Here is a 15,428-nt window from a genome sequence, read left to right as displayed (position 1 = left end):
CGGGGCCGGGGGTCGCCGGCCGGAGAGATTTTAGGCAGCTCCCATGGGGCGAGCCTCGAAGAACAGGGGGCCAATCGGGCACAACCGCGGGCAGGTGCACCACCTGCCCGATTCGCCTGAGCAGCGTAAGGCCCCCTGTTCACTCGCCCCATGGCAGCTACCGCCCAAAATCTCTCCGTCCGACGACGTGCCCACGCGCACCGATCCCCAGCGGAAACACCCTTCACGGCGCACCGCCGTCACCGTCCACGAGCCCCGCCAGGAGCCCCGCGAGCCGCACGGCCGCACCGGGCACGCCCACCAGACGGACCATCCCGCGTCCCTCGTCGTCCGTCGAAGCCACCGCGCGCAACTGCGACGGCTCGAACTCCGCCGTGAGAAGCGCAAGGTTCACCTGATCAGCAGCCGCCCTCGCCACACGCCAGCCCGCCATGTAGTCCACGCCACGCACCCAAAGGCCGTGATCCGCACCTGTCACGTCAGGCCCGTCGTCCGGCCCGTGATCACCAGTACCGATTGCCTTGCTCACTTCAGACCCCGATCTAGGTAACGGATCGTCAACTTCCTTTGACCGGGGCAGAAACGCAGCACGACGGCCCCGGTACCATCAGGCACCGGGAACCGCCGTGTTCCCAGCCGGGCCACCCTTCGCTTTCCAGGGCATACGGGGTGGCCCGGTCTCGGTATTGGGTTGTGAAGCGCGGCCCCTCGCTCAAGGGGATTGGGAGAGCCCCGGCGAGGGGCCGCACCTCTTGGCCGGAGTGGTCACCTCCAGCCGGGACCGGGCCGCCGTCCACTCCCGATCGCGTGGGAGTGGTAGGGGTGACGGCCCGGAGATCAGCAGGGTTTTCGCTCGGTGGCGCCGCCGTCACGGTCGAAGCGGCACCAGATGGTCTTGCCGCCCTGATCACCGGGACGCCACCAGACCGACGAGGCCAGCCGCTGAACGATGAAGAGGCCACGGCCGTTGTCCGGCAGGACCGCTTCCGACAGCTCCCCCGCCAGACCGGGCGAGAACGCGTCTCCGAGCGGCAGGAGCGGGGGCGAGGAGTCCTCATCCGCGACGCCGATGAACACCCACTTGGGCCAGACCTTGAACGTCATGTCGATACGCCGGGCGCCACCAGGACGAGCGAGACCGCGTTCCGGCACCACATGGTTCACCACGTTGCCGACCAGTTCGGACACGACCAGCCGGGCGTCATCCACGAACTCACCCGCGCCCGCATCCGTCAGGAACACGGCCGTCGTGTCACGAGCGACCCGTGCCGTGTTCGGTGACTCGGCGAACAGCGAGGCCGTCAGGAAGTGCCCGCCGGCCGACGGGTCCGGCGCCGCGAACCAGTGGTCGAACGCGTCCACCTCACGCGCCAGGCGTTCAGCTCTTCTTGCCTCCATCACGTCCCTCTCCGGGCCCCGTACGGCCCCTCACGGCACCGCTTGCATCACGCAAGCCAGTACACGGGCAGACGGACGTGACCGGGAGCGTTCACCAGGGAGTTCACATGAACACCGGCAAAGGCCAAGGGGGTTCACCAATGAACCCTCTTGGGTGAAACTCCTGTGACAGGATGAACACTCGCCGTCATTCTCGGGTTGGCAGGGGAGCATGAACCGGGAGCAGAACGCGCACTTAATCGCAGTCATGGCCGAAGCCCAGGTCTCGAACAAGGGACTGGCCAAGCGCATGCAGGACGCCGCCGCACAGCGCGGCATCAGTCTCGGGACGACACACATCGCAGTGCAGCGATGGCGCGACGGCTCAGGCATCAAGCCCGAGACGGCAGCGATCATGGCCGACGTGCTCTCGGCCAAGCTCGGACGACGAGTCTCCCCCGGCGATCTCGGCTTCTTCGATCACACCAGGGCAAGCGCTCCGGAGCCGACTGGCTACCCCAGCACGCTCCCGGAAGCCCTAGATGTTCTTGACGGACTCGCCCAGGAGCGCGCCGACGCCTGCACGACAGACCGGCTGATCATCGCGGACGCAGACCTCAGCTCCGCAGTCCTGTCATGGATGATCGCCCGTCCCGACGGCATCGAGGCCGACCGGCCGGCACAACAGCGCGTCGGCATGCGCGACGTGCGCGCGATCAGGGACGCCGCCGCCACCTTCATGCAACTCGACTTCAAGTACGGCGGAGGCCATGGCCACCGGGCGTTACGCCACTACTTCCGCTACGAGGTCCTCCCCCTGCTGAGCGTGAGCTACAGCACGAAGGTGGGAACGGCCCTGTTCGGCGCCGCAGCCGAGGTCTCCCAGTTACTCGCGTGGACCGCGTATGACACTGGCAACCACCGACTTGCCCACCGTTACCTCACGTCCACGCTGCGCCTGTCCCAGGTCATCGATGACCGCATGTTCGGCGCGCGGATCCTGGGCAACCTCAGTCACCAGGCGAACTACCTGGGCAACCACACCCAAGCCATCCAGCTCGCCCGCGCAGCCGTCGAGGGCGCCAAAGGGCGAGCCACCCCACGCGCCATGGCGAACTACTCGGCCATGGAGGCACGCGCCCTGTCCAACGCAGGCGACCGCATCGCAGCCACCCGAGCGATGAACGAGGCCGCACGACACTTTGAGCGCGCCGACACCGCCGAGGACCCGGCTTGGCTCGCCTACTTCGACGAAGCCGAACTCATGGGCGAACTCTGCCACTGCTTCCGCGACCTCAAGATGCGCCGCGAAGCCGTCGAGCAGGCCCAGCGAGCCGTGGACAGCACCGACCCGAAGTACGCCAGAACCCTCGGTTTCTGCCGCATGGTGCTGGCCCAGAGCCAGCTACTCAACGGCGAGGTAGAAGCCGCCCTCACCACCGCGAGCCTCGCAGTCGAGGGCGGCGACTCCCTTCAGTCCTCACGCTTCCAGCGCTACGTCACCGACTTCCAGCGAGAGGCCGGCACGCACGCAACGAGCCCAGCCGTCGCCGCCTTCAACGAGAAGGTACGCGACGCGTTCGCCCGCCTGGACGACGACGAGTAACGGCTACCAGGGCCGCCAGTCCCGAGGCGCCTGATCATCGCGAAGGCCAGCAATACGCCGCCGGTACTCAGCCGCAGTCTCCTCGCTCTCCCGAACGTTCTGCATCAGCCACGTCGTCATGCCGAACTCTTGCAGCCCACGCAGGGTCTCGTATCCGCGCCAGTCGTACAGATCCCGCCCATACGCGGCGACAAAATCGGCGTACTGCGCGTCGGTCTGCCAGCCGAGGCTGTGATGCTCCACCGCGGTCACCATGAGATCCCACTCAGGATGGTCGAAGCAGAACGCCTCGAAGTCGATCAAGATCACCCGCCCCTGGTCGTCCACCATGAGGTTCTGCACGTGCGCATCCCCGTGCACCGGCCCCTTGGGCGACTCAAACCGCAGCTCCTCGTACTTATCCCATAGCTCCCGCCACTGCTTCCGCAGGAAGGCCCGATCATCCTCAGGGATCGCAGCCTTGTCGATCCGCAGTTCCTGCTTCCCGAAGGGATCGAACGACGGCAGAGCAAGGCCGGCGGGAACGGTGAGCGAGTGCAGATCCCGCAGGATGCCGCCCAGCTCCCGGTACGTCGCCTTGCGGTCACCCTCAACGATCAGATGCCAGAACGTCACTGGGTGCCCGTCGATCAAGAGCGGCTGTTCCACATCCTCCACGATACGAGCCGCCGAGAACCCCTCCGCCGCCAACCACCGGGCAACGGCAACCTCTTTACGAGCGGTGGCCACCCACTCCTCGCCCCGCGCGATGCGCACGACGACCGGCACCGAGTCCAGCCGGAACAGCGCGTTCTCCCCGAAACGAATCAGCTCCGCGCCCCTGTCGTCGAGCCCCGCCGTTCGGCACGCGGCACGTAACACCCGCGCAGCCCCAGCCGACGTGAACCCCTCATCCGTGCGAGCAGCGTCAACCGCCATGCCCGTACCAGCTCCCCTAGTCGCGCGCGATCAACCAGCGCACGCCCACGGGTGACCAACCCGACGCACGCCAGACACGCTTCCGACCGTATCTAGGAAAGAGCTGCAGCACGAGAGGCACTCGTGCCAGCCACTCTGATCGCATTCGGAGCCACTAGCGGTAAAGTCTTGTGCCAGTATCTTCGTTCAGGCAATTCGGCCGTGTTCGGAGTGAAATAGAACGAGTGCGGCCGGGCGATCCTCCGGCCCGACTCGACCCAATCGGCCAGTACGCGACTCCGGACCCCGAGCTCATAAACCAGATTCGGAGCGCCCCTCACCCGTTGATGTTCAAGTCATCCAAATGGCCTCTCAGCGACCCTTTTGTTTGATCTTCTAGAACAGCGCTATCTCTCCCTCCATCTCACCACGCCCCCTATTACGCCCCTGCCGACCCTCGGGTCGATTTCGCGGAACATCTCCAATATTAACTTGGGAGCCCGAAATGATCTGCTCCAGAATACGATTCTGCTCTTCCTCATGCTCAACAAGGAGACACAGCACGTTTAGCAGGTCAATTAGATCCGCGGTGTATTCAGGAAGCCAGCGATCTGCCTGCTCCACAGCAAGTTCTGAGATTTTACGGTTCCCGATCACTGGGCGCTCTCGGTTTCGACGCCGATAGCTAAACCACTTATCCAGAACATTGACGCCGGAAATTTCATAGTCCTTGACGCGCTTAGGCACGTTGCAGATCCTCCCCTCCCCCACAATCAATTCTTTTCGCAGGTCATCGTAGTCAATCCGGTCAGGCATTTCTTCCGGGTTGGATGGAATCGGATTTTCTCGCATAACTCGCGGATTATTACCGGAACTGACCCTCGGCGCCGATGCCGGCCTCCCTGCCGCTGGATCCACGAACCTCTGCCCGTACGTGTGGAGCCAGATAATTCGCTTACCCAGCTGTACAGCTTCGTCAAAGGTTTCCACATCTGCCGTGAGAGGAATGCGGATTCCTGGTTCGCGCAGATACTGGCGGAAGTGCGAAACGTACCCAGGGTGAGCTGCCACACATGCCAGGTAGGCGAAAACCTCCTCCGGAAATATTTCCCTGGAGTACACGGTCGCGAGATGGGCCAGGAAATCTAGAGAGATATTGGGTGTCTCTGCCGCAGAATCCCCCCACAACGGATAGGCGCGTCCACTACCATGCCCCTTGTAGTGATCCTGGTCCGGAATAAGAGCAGTGAATGTCACAGCCGGGCCATTTGTGGGGGACGAGCGATTCAGCACAGTCAGATAGACCTGACTGTCGGACTGGATACTCCATAGGGTCGGATTCGGTCGGTTAATCAGCCGCTTATCCGGAATGATCCATTGGCGATCAAATGAACGGTATCCAATCCTTATGGCATCCGGCATACTTCCGCTTTCGCGACCAATCGGCGTCCGAGGCATCGGGTAGCCTGGAAGCCCGGACTTCAAAACCGTTTCAAGGGTGCGGTCCTCGTGTTCGCTAAGCATATTCCTCTTGCGCTGAACATCACTGGTGCCGATGAGTAGATCCCAACGATTCCGCAGAGTCCCCACATCAGGAGCGTAAACCCACGTCCGACCGGGCATCATCCCTGAAGCGGAGTAAGCGAAGATATCATCGAGCGATGCATAATTCGCCCAGGCCTGCTCAGCGATGGGAGTAAACGGGGCCCGCCAATCATCTGAAACTGGCGCCCAATTTCCACCCACCAAAGAAATCGATTTGAGCGCCTCGAATTTTGTGTCTCTGTGTCCCTCAGGAAGAGACGCCCACAGCACTTCAGCCGGAGTCTCTGCGTCAGTCGACCCGTCTCTAACCGCCACAACGATGCAGACGGGGTGCTGAACTGCTTGAAAAATTCGCGTATTGACTGCTGGCTGATGTCCTTCCGGCGAACAATCCACGACCCAAATACGGTCGGCCTGCCGTCGCAAGGATGCTCGCATCATCTGAAATCCGTCGCCGTCCAGGAAGCCGGCAACGGTAATGTAGCAGATTACTCCCTCACTGTTTTCTGAACGCTGCTCAAAAACCTTCCATGTTGCCCAACGCCAGAAGTAGACGTACAGGTTGTAGAGGTGCTTGGCATGGTTTCCGACATTCCAGTGTGTGGGAGGCATGTAGGACTTGAGCTTCGCAGGGCCGGTGTCGTCGCTTCCTGCTTCAATCCAGCCACCTCGCCCCCTGGCCTTCTCCTTGTATGGAGGGTTGCCAAGAACTACTACGACTTCCTCATCCTTCTTGACCTTATTCGCCTGCCTTCGGGATACGGCTATCGGCTCGTACCAAGCCCCGAGCAGGTTGTCCTCTACATACGGATTACTAAGCGTGTCCGTGACGTAAGTACGAAGATCTTTAGGCCGCGAACCAGCACCGAGTTCGGCAAGCTCTGCTAGTAGCCGCAGCTGAGCAACAGCATAAGGGCCCAGTTGGATTTCGAATCCAATGATTCTCTTGAGAGACTCTTCGAGTACAGGTCCCACTGCACCCTCGCCTTGATCTTCGGCGATGCGATCAGCAATTTTTCGAAGTACTGCTAGCAAGAAAGTTCCGGTACCCATCGCCGGGTCCACCAAGGTAACGGATTCGTCAGCGAGGCCGGCAGAGCGCCCAAGGAATGTCGACAGCACCTCATCAGTCCAGCGCGTCATGGACTCCACTACCGGAGGCGGGGTGTAGTACGAACCTGTTCTACGGCGCAGAGCGCTATCGTATTCCGCGAGGAAGTGCTCATAGAAATAGAGCCAGACTTCCGGGTCTCCGTTAGATAGGGTGGGCCAATCAACCACTGAAAGAACTCGCATCAGCGTACGGACGGACGTCGCCAAAGTTCCTTCCGAAACAGCCGTATCGGTGAGAATGCTGACGGCACGACCAATCAGTGAATTGGTAGTTCCTAGCTCTCGCGCAACGAAGTCAATTCCGTTTTCGAAACTGATCTCCCGCGCTCTCGCAAGAAGAAGTCCGAAGGTAACCGCTTGGGCATAGCCGTCAGCGAATTCATCATTCGTTGCCTGCGGAAAAAGAAGATGTCGCCAGTCAACAGCTAGATCCACCAGGGCGGGAGCTCCAAGAGCGAGCTGCTCACCCACTTCGTCTCTCATTAGACGACACAGGCGAGCACTCGTCTCCGCGAGCTGTTTCGGCGTCCGGGGAGGCAACGGAACCCACTGCAAGAATTCAGCGAAGAGCCTGAGCAACCCAGGGCCAGGCTTCAGCGCACTCCCAGATGTCTCAACGTCGCCGTCGAGGATCTCAACCCGGCCTACGATATTGCCATTCTGCCAAAGACTGAACGAGTTACCGTCGGAAAACATCACATTGGGCAGAGAGCGAAGTTTCTTGCCTTGGTTCTTGTCGTGCCCGTCAGTGAAGCGGCGAGGGTCGGCTCCTTTTCCTGGGGCCTTTAGCTCAATATAGCCGACGAGTGCATTTGAATACGTAACCGCGTAATCGGGCCTAGTTGCAAGGTCCTGCAACGTGTTCTCGCCAACCAGGACGACTTGTCCTGGGTTGAGCCCGCAGGCATTCGCCATCGCTTTCACCAGGGCTTCAAAGGGCGCTCGCAGTTGATCTTCAGGCGATCCCTTAGCTGTGGGCACGGCAAACTTCGCCTTCACAGACGCTCCGAACGCGGCGACCGCTTGCACGACAGGGGTGGAACCAGCCGTAGCCTCAGAGTTTGTCATGTATCCAACCCCCATCTGATCAACACTGTGCCTTGTTGAAGATTAGGACACCTCACGCCATCCCGCCTCGCATCTGAACAGATCGAGCTGCGTCACTACACCCACGCAGGACGGGTCGGCATAGCCTACGGACTCGTTGCTTACGGCGCATACGCTGAGAGTGCCGCCCTGAAGGAGGGGGCAGCCCACCGAGGTGCAGCAGCGAAGACAGCTCACACGGCCCCAAGGCCGCCAACTTACTGCTGTACGAAGAGCAGAGATCGATCAGCCGGGGTGATGTTGCCGCTGACACGCAGCTCGCCAAAGCGGGCCGACAGATCCCCCACGTCCGAACGTCTCTCGCCCGGGGAGAACCCTGCGGACTCCGGCGACGTCGCCGCCCACACCACGCTCATCCAGCCACCACCAGTCACCATCAACGATCCACGGCCACCGAGACCGAGCCGGGATCGCCTTTCGAGAGCTAAACCCACTCCACCTCGGACTGAATGCCCGCACGGCCCGCAGGAGCCGGCAGTGGCGTTCTCGAAACCTCCCGGGGAACCCGCCGCGCCTTCAGAACCCCGAGAGAGCCAAGCGCCGCGGCCACCTCATCCTCCGTGACCTCCGCCACAGCCTCAGCGATCCGCCGCAGCGCCTCACTCACCTCAGTGCCCGTGCCCGTGACTGTGTCCGCTGGTCGCAGCGTCCTTCTTGACCGTGAGCGGCAGCAGCTTCTTGCCGCTGTTGCTCAGTTGTGGCCATGTGTCGTACTGGGGACAGACCCCACAGTCGAAGCAAGGCGTCCAGCGGCAGTCCTCGACCTCTGTCTCGTCCAGGGCGTCCTGCCAGTCCTCCCAGAGCCAGTCCTTGTCGAGGCCGGAGTCGAGGTGGTCCCAGGGGAGGACTTCCTCGTACGTGCGTTCGCGGGTGGTGTACCAGTCGACGTCCACGCCGAAGGCGGCCAGGGCCTTGTCGGAGCACTGCATCCAGCGGTCGTACGAGAAGTGCTCGCGCCAGCCGTCGAAGCGGCCGCCGTCCTCGTAGACCGCGCGGATCACGGCGCCGATGCGGCGGTCGCCACGGGAGAGCAGGCCCTCGACGATGCCGGGCTTGCCGTCGTGGTAGCGGAAGCCGATCGAGCGGCCGTACTTCTTGTCGCCGCGGATCTTGTCCCTCAACTTCTCCAGGCGCGCGTCCGTCTCCTCCGCCGAGAGTTGCGGGGCCCACTGGAACGGGGTGTGGGGCTTCGGGACGAAGCCGCCGATCGAGACCGTGCAGCGGATGTCGTTGGAGCGGGAGACCTCGCGGCCCTTGGCGATGACGTTCATCGCCATGTCGGCGATCTGGAGGACGTCGTCGTCCGTCTCCGTCGGGAGGCCGCACATGAAGTACAGCTTCACCTGGCGCCAGCCGTTGCCGTAGGCCGTCGCGACGGTGCGGATGAGGTCCTCCTCCGACACCATCTTGTTGATGACCTTGCGCATGCGCTCCGAGCCGCCCTCGGGGGCGAAGGTCAGGCCCGAGCGGCGGCCGTTGCGCGTCAGTTCGTTGGCCAGGTCGACGTTGAAGGCGTCCACCCGGGTGGAGGGGAGGGAGAGGCCGATCTTGTCTTCCTCGTAGCGGTCGGCCAGACCCTTGGCGATGTCGCCGATCTCCGAGTGGTCCGCGGAGGAGAGGGAGAGGAGGCCCACCTCCTCGAAGCCCGTCGCCTTCAGGCCCTTGTCGACCATCTCGCCGATGCCCGTGATCGAGCGCTCACGGACCGGGCGGGTGATCATGCCCGCCTGGCAGAAGCGGCAGCCGCGCGTGCAGCCACGGAAAATCTCCACCGACATGCGCTCGTGGACCGTCTCGGCCAGGGGGACCAGCGGCTGCTTGGGGTACGGCCACTCGTCGAGGTCCATGACCGTGTGCTTCGACACGCGCCATGGGACGCCCGACTTGTTGGGCACCACACGGGCGATACGGCCGTCGGGGAGGTACTCGACGTCGTAGAACGCCGGGATGTACACCCCGCCCGTCTTCGCCAGGCGGAGGAGGACCTCCTCGCGGCCGCCGGGGCGGCCCTCCGCCTTCCACTCCTTGATGATCCGCGTCATGTCGAGGACGGCCTGCTCGCCGTCGCCGATGACCGCCGCGTCGATGAAGTCGGCGATCGGCTCGGGGTTGAAGGCCGCGTGGCCGCCGGCCAGGACGATCGGGTCGTCAAGCGTTCGGTCCTTGGACTCCAAGGGGATGCCGGCCAGGTCCAGGGCGGTGAGCATGTTCGTGTAGCCGAGCTCGGTGGAGAAGGACAGGCCGAAGACGTCGAACGCCTTCACGGGGCGGTGGCTGTCCACCGTGAACTGCGGGACGCCGTGCTCCCGCATCAGCGCCTCCAGGTCCGGCCACACGCTGTAGGTGCGCTCGGCCAGGACGCCCTCCTGCTCGTTCAGCACCTCGTAGAGGATCATGACGCCCTGGTTGGGCAGACCGACCTCGTACGCGTCCGGGTACATGAGCGCCCAGCGGACGTCACAGGACTCCCACGGCTTGACCGTGGAGTTGAGCTCGCCCCCGACGTACTGGATCGGCTTCTGCACGTGCGGGAGCAAGGCTTCGAGCTGCGGGAAGACCGACTCGACAGACATCGCGGCGTTACCTTCGTGAGCTGACTGGGGTGACCATCAAGCGTAACGCCCTCTCAGGGGTCCCCTCACACGTCCATTCACACGTCCATCGAGCCGCTGGTCGTCTTCCACTCCCCCGGCACGGCCTCCTCGGCCTTCTCCGCGCGCCGCTCCTCCCGGGCGTACAGCACCCCGTACGTGAAGGAGTTCTCCCCCGCCGCGTGCGCCACGGCGGCCAGCTCGCCCAGGGTGGTGCGGGCCATGACGCTGTCCTGATGTTCGCCGAGCAGGGTCTGGAGCGACTTCATGGTCTTGACCAGGCCCTTCGCCGGGCGGCCGAGGGCGGGAGCGGATGTCTCCGCCGCGTACCGCGTCCGCTTGGCCTTCTTGCGGGCCTCGTGCAGCGCGAGGTCGCGGTCGGCACCGGGCGGCTGCTCCATGGCCTCCTCGATCAGCGCGGACACCTTCGCGAAGTCCTTGCGTACGGCCTTGGCGAGCACCTTCTCCGGCTTCTTGCCGGCCGCCTTCAGCACCGGCGGGTCGGCGACCAGCGCGTCCAGGGTGTCGAGCAGCGTCAGATAGCGCGAGGAGTCCAGTACGCCGAGCAGCCGGCGCCGCGAACCCTTCTCCCCGGCCTTCGTCCAGGTCCGCAGACGTTCCCGGACCGGGCCGGAGACCAGGGTGGCGGGCAGTTCGTCGAAGGCCGCCTGCAGCCGCTCGGCCAGGACCTCGTGGTCGCGGCCCACGCCCAGCTCCCCGGCCAGCCACTTCAGCTCGTCGGCGATCGGGTCGGTGACCTCCCGGTCGAGCACCTTGCCGAAGGACCGGAACGTGCTGCGCATCCGGCGGGTGGCGACCCGCATGTCGTGCACCGACTCCTCGGCGTCCCGGCGCACCGCCGGGTCCAGCGCGACGATCGCGTCCCGCTGGGCGCGGACGTACGCCAGGACGTGGTCGCCGGCGGTGACGGGCTCGGCGGGGCCGTCGTCCTCGGGGCGCGGATGTCCGCCCTTGGTCTCCGCGAGCGCCCGCGCCAGCTTCGACGCCGACTTCGAGGGCCGTACGCCCGCCTTGCGCAGCCGTTTCTCCACCTTGTCGAGGAGGGCCGGGTCGGCGTCGTCGGCCAGCTCCACCTCGATCTCGCTCCACTGGGCGCTGCCCTTCCCGCCGAACAGCCGCTCCGCCCGTACGGTGTCCACGCTCGCCTCGGCCAGCAGCCTGCCGTCGGTGTCCACCAGGTCCCGTACGTCCCGTGCGGAGCGCAGCCGGACCACCGCCACCAGCTGTCCCTCGCGCACCCGGGAGCGCACCAGGCCGGCGAGCTCGTCCGGGACGGTGTCGGAGAGCGGAGCTTGGATCTCGTCCCGGATACCCGGGCCGACCGGGAACTTCAGATGCCATCCGGCGTCGGAGCCGCCCGTGCGACGGCGCAGGGTGATGGAGGCCGAGGCGAGGCGCAGGTCGGAGGTGTCGTAGTAGGTCGCGTCCAGTTCCGCGGTGCCCTTGTCGAGGACGTTCGCGACCCCGGCGACGCCGGTCAGGTCGGGCAGCCCACTGTCGTCGGATTCGTACTTGCGCTCGATCTCGCGTTTCGTCTCCGCCATGAAATGAATCTAGTCGCAGTCGGGCCGTGACGGCAGGGTCAACTTCCGTTGAATTCCATACCAGCGGCTGGAAAACCCGGTTACGGCGCCCGTTCCCGGCCTGCCGCCGGCTCGACCGCGGTACCGCCTACGCCGACATGGGCCGCTGCACACGGATGGACTGCAGCAGCCCCACCGCCACCCACACCGCGAACATCGACGAGCCGCCGTACGAGACGAACGGCAGGGGCAGACCGGTGACCGGCATGATGCCGAGGGTCATCCCGATGTTCTCGAACGACTGGAACGCGAACCACGCCACGATCCCGGCGGCGACGATCGTGCCGTACAGCTCGGTCGTCTCGCGGGCGATGCGGCAGGCGCGCCACAGGACCACGCCGAGGAGCAGGATGATCAGGCCCGCGCCGACGAAGCCCAGTTCCTCGCCCGCGACCGTGAAGACGAAGTCGGTCTGCTGCTCGGGGACGAACTGGCCGGTGGTCTGCGAGCCGTGGAACAGGCCCGCCCCGGTCAGTCCGCCGGAACCGATCGCGATACGTGCCTGGTTGGTGTTGTAGCCGACGCCGGCCGGGTCGAGGCTGGGGTTGGCGAAGGCGGCGAAGCGGGCGATCTGGTAGTCGTCCAGGATGTGCAGCTGCCAGACGGCGACCGCGCCGGCCGCGCCCGCGCCGAGCAGTCCGAAGACCCAGCGGTTGGAGGCGCCGGAGGCGAGCAGCACACCCAGCACGATCATCACCATCACCATGACCGACCCGAGGTCGGGCATGAGCATCACGATCAGCATCGGGACGGCGGCGAGCCCGAGCGCCTGCACGACCGTGCGGTGGTCCGGGTACGGCTTGTCGCCCGCGTCGACCCGGGCCGCGAGGAGCATGGCCATGCCCAGGATGATCGTGATCTTCACGAACTCGGAGGGCTGGAGCGAGAAGCCGCCGCCGAGCACGATCCAGGAGTGCGCGCCGTTGACCGTCGAGCCCAGCGGGGTCAGCACCAGCAGGATGCCGAGCAGCGAGAGGCCGTAGAGGACGGGTACCGCGTTGCGCAGGGTGCGGTGGCCGAGCCAGATGGTGCCGATCATCAGGGCGAACCCGATGCCGGTGTTCATCAGGTGCCGGATCAGGAAGTAGTAGGGGTCGCCCTGGTTGATCTCGGTGCGGTTGCGGGTCGCGGAATAGACCAGCACCGAGCCGATCAGGGAGAGGGCGGCGGCCGACAGCAGTATCGGCCAGTCCAGCCGCCGGGCCAGCGAGTCACGGGCGAAGGCCCGGGTCCAGCCGGCCCGCGCGGGCCCGTATCCGGAGACGGAGAAGCTGTTGACACCGGTCATGCGAGCGACCTCCTGCCGACCGATCGCCGGCCTGCGGCGCCCCCGCATCCGTCGCCCCGCCGTCGCCGTCGCCGGCGTTGTTGTCGGCGGGTGTTCTGGTCGGTGGTGTTCTGCTGGGTGGTGCCGGCCGGCTGCGACGCGTCCGCCTCGGGGGCGGCCTGCTGGCTGGCGCGCTGGTCCTTGGCCGGGTCCTTGGCGACCTTCGGGGACTTGATCGTGCCGTCCGTCTGAACGGTCGGCAGGCCCTTCTGCGGGGTGGGCAGCAGGGCGTTCTTCTTGTCGATCGAGCCGTCCGCGGAGACGCCGTAGAGGGCGTTGTAGATGTGGCGCACGGCCTCACCGGAGGCGCCCGAACCGGTACCGGCCTGGGCGATGGTCATGATGACCGTGTAGTCCTTGCTGTAGGTGGCCAGCCAGGACGTGGTCTGCTTGCCGTAGACCTCGGCGGTACCGGTCTTGGCGTGCAGCTCGATCTCGTCCTGCGGCCAGCCGCCGAACTTCCAGGCGGCCGTACCCCGGGTGACCACGCCCGCGAGGGCGTCGTCCATACCGGCCAGGGTGGCCTTGCTGACGGGCAGCTTGCCGGCCTTCTTGGGCTTGATCTCGGTGACGGTCCTGCCGTCGGCGCTGATGATCGCCTTGCCGATGGACGGCTCGTACATGGTGCCGCCGTTGGCGAGGGCGCCGTAGATCACGGCCTCCTGGATCGGCGTGACGAGGGTGTCGCCCTGGCCGATGGAGTAGTTGATCGAGTCGCCCTCACGCATCTTGTTGCCCTCGAGGCAGTTCTCGTAGGCGATCCTCTCGACGTAACTGCCGTTCTTCTTGCCGGACTTGCACCAGGCGTCCTTGTTGGCCTTCCAGTAGGACTCCTTCCACTGGCGGTCCGGGACCCGGCCGGTGACCTCGTTCGGCAGGTCGATACCGGTCTCCTTGCCGAGGCCGAACTGGTGGGCCGCCTTGTAGAAGTAGTCCTTGGGCTCACCCTTCTTCGGGTTGATGCCGCCGTCCTTCTTCCACTCCCGGTCCGCGAGGGCGTAGAAGACGGTGTCGCAGGACACCTCCAGGGCACGGCCGAGGGAGATCGGGCCGAAGCTCTCGCCCTCGAAGTTGTTGAAGACCTGGCCGCCCACCGAGTACGAACTGGTGCACGGGTAGCCGCCGTCCCAGACGTAGCCGGCCTCGACCGCGGCGGCCGTGGAGACCACCTTGAACGTCGAGCCGGGGGCGGCCTGACCCTGTATGGCCCGGTTGAGCAGCGGGTAGTCGGAGTTCTTCCCGGTGAGCTTCTTGTAGTCCTTGGCGGAGATGCCGCCCACCCAGACGTTCGGGTCGTAGGTGGGCGCGGAGGCCATCGCGACGATCCGGCCGGTCTTGGCCTCCATCACGACGACGGCGCCGGAGTCGGCCTTGTAGTTGGTGCCGGTGATCTTGTCGAACTGCTGGCGGGCGACCTTCATCGCGTTGTTCAGCTCGTACTCGGCGACGCGCTGGACGCGGGAGTCGATGCTGGTGACCAGGTTGGAGCCGGGCTGTGCCGGGGTGGCCTCGGCCTGGCCGATGACCCGGCCGAGGTTGTCGACCTCGTAGCGGGTGACGCCGGCCTTGCCGCGCAGCACCTTGTCGTACTCGCGCTCGAGGCCGCTGCGGCCGACCATGTCGGAGCGCAGATAGGGCGAGTCGGTGTCCTGGGCCTTGGTGAGCTCGTCGTCGGTGACCGGGGAGAGGTAGCCGAGGACCTGGGCGGTGTTGGACTTGCCGGGGGCGGGGTAGCGGCGCACGGCCTCCGGCTCGGCGGTGATGCCGGGGAAGTCCTCGGCGCGCTCACGGATCTGCAGGGCCTGCTTGGCGGTGGCCTCGTCGGTGATGGGGATCGGCTGGTAGGGCGAGCCGTTCCAGCAGGGCTGGGGGGTCTTCGCGTCGCACAGCCGGACCTTCTGCAGGACCTCCGTGGGGTCCAGGCCGAGGACGCCCGCGAGCTTGGTCAGGACCGCCTTGCCGTCGTCCGGCTGCTTCAGCAGGTCGGTGCGGGAGGCGGAGACCACCAGCCGTGTCTCGTTGTCGGCGAGGGGCACTCCGCGCGCGTCCAGGATGGAGCCGCGCACGGCGGGCTCGACGACCTGCTGGACGTGGTTGCCGGAGGCCTCCTTGGCGTACTCCGCGCCCTCGCGGATCTGGAGGTACCACAGGCGGCCGCCGAGGGTGCCGAGGAGGGAGAGGACGAGGATCTGGATCACGACGAGCCGGATCTGGACGCGTGGCGTCCGGCCGGTCTCGGGAATGTTGGTCACTGCGGCTGC

Annotated in this window: 9 protein-coding genes; 1 reads left to right on the top strand and 8 read right to left on the bottom strand. The window is 65.3% G+C overall.

Annotated features, from left to right (window positions below; all coding sequences use genetic code 11):
• Nucleotides 1-223: 223 nt before the first annotated feature.
• Nucleotides 224-394, bottom strand: a complete 171-nt coding sequence (locus ACLZN2_RS15460) for a hypothetical protein (RefSeq protein WP_416979027.1) — start codon at nt 392-394, stop codon at nt 224-226.
• Nucleotides 395-837: 443 nt separating this feature from the next.
• The gene (locus tag ACLZN2_RS15455; protein ID WP_416979026.1) at nt 838-1,398 is read right to left on the bottom strand and encodes an ATP-binding protein; all 561 of its coding nucleotides are present in this window, start codon (nt 1,396-1,398) and stop codon (nt 838-840) included.
• Nucleotides 1,399-1,609: 211 nt separating this feature from the next.
• Between ACLZN2_RS15455 and ACLZN2_RS15450 the strand changes: the two genes are divergently transcribed.
• Nucleotides 1,610-2,983, top strand: coding sequence for a sporulation protein (locus tag ACLZN2_RS15450; RefSeq protein WP_416979025.1), 1,374 nt, complete (start codon nt 1,610-1,612; stop codon nt 2,981-2,983).
• Between the two features lie 3 nt (nt 2,984-2,986).
• Here the strand turns inward: ACLZN2_RS15450 and ACLZN2_RS15445 are convergent, their stop codons facing one another.
• From ACLZN2_RS15445 to mrdA, 6 genes are all read right to left on the bottom strand, one after another.
• Entirely contained in the window at nt 2,987-3,901 is a 915-nt protein-coding gene (locus tag ACLZN2_RS15445) for an aminoglycoside phosphotransferase family protein (protein ID WP_416979024.1), read from the bottom strand.
• A gap of 375 nt (nt 3,902-4,276) precedes the next feature.
• Complete coding sequence (locus ACLZN2_RS15440; RefSeq protein ID WP_416979023.1) at nt 4,277-7,606, bottom strand: type ISP restriction/modification enzyme; 3,330 nt, start codon at nt 7,604-7,606, stop codon at nt 4,277-4,279.
• Nucleotides 7,607-8,253: 647 nt separating this feature from the next.
• Nucleotides 8,254-10,218, bottom strand: a complete 1,965-nt coding sequence (locus ACLZN2_RS15435) for a TIGR03960 family B12-binding radical SAM protein (RefSeq protein ID WP_416979022.1) — start codon at nt 10,216-10,218, stop codon at nt 8,254-8,256.
• 77 nt (nt 10,219-10,295) lie between these two features.
• On the bottom strand, nt 10,296-11,801 hold the full coding sequence (locus ACLZN2_RS15430) for a CHAD domain-containing protein (protein WP_416979021.1): 1,506 nt from the start codon (nt 11,799-11,801) through the stop codon (nt 10,296-10,298).
• A 127-nt stretch (nt 11,802-11,928) separates the two neighbouring features.
• A complete protein-coding gene (gene rodA / locus ACLZN2_RS15425) occupies nt 11,929-13,128 on the bottom strand; it encodes a rod shape-determining protein RodA (RefSeq protein WP_416979020.1) in 1,200 nt (399 codons plus the stop codon).
• Complete coding sequence (mrdA, locus tag ACLZN2_RS15420) at nt 13,125-15,419, bottom strand: penicillin-binding protein 2 (RefSeq protein ID WP_416979019.1); 2,295 nt, start codon at nt 15,417-15,419, stop codon at nt 13,125-13,127. The genes rodA and mrdA overlap by 4 nt, the downstream gene beginning before the upstream one ends.
• Nucleotides 15,420-15,428: the final 9 nt, after the last annotated feature.

Origin of the sequence: Streptomyces sp. T028 (assembly GCF_048159505.1) — a bacterium.
Lineage (GTDB): Bacteria > Actinomycetota > Actinomycetes > Streptomycetales > Streptomycetaceae > Streptomyces.
The sequence above is the reverse complement of the archived record's forward strand: the minus strand, read 5'-3'. Positions and strand labels throughout refer to the sequence as shown.